1 protein-coding gene is annotated in these 214 nt (G+C 69.2%); it reads left to right on the plus strand.

The window, feature by feature from the left end; genetic code table 11:
* Window positions 1-214 (plus strand): hypothetical protein (locus tag MKK75_RS06300; RefSeq protein ID WP_244041760.1); only part of this gene is annotated, 214 nt, incomplete at both ends.

A 214-nucleotide genomic window follows, 5' to 3' on the forward strand; every position in this document is an offset into this window, starting at 1 on the left:
GGCGATGAGCCTGGTGCCGGGCAACGAGGCGGGGCAGGCGACGCTCGAACTCGACAACCTCGTCACCACGAACGCGCTCACCAACCTCAAGAGCATCTTCGGCGGCAACCCGACCGAGGGCGAGCGCAAGATCCTCCTCGACGTGGCCGGCTCCTCGAACCTGCCGCACGCCCTGCGGGTGAAGGTCTACCAGCGGGCCATCGACGCGGCGACC

The sequence above is a fragment of the Methylobacterium sp. J-030 genome, from assembly GCF_022829545.1.
Lineage (GTDB): Bacteria > Pseudomonadota > Alphaproteobacteria > Rhizobiales > Beijerinckiaceae > Methylobacterium.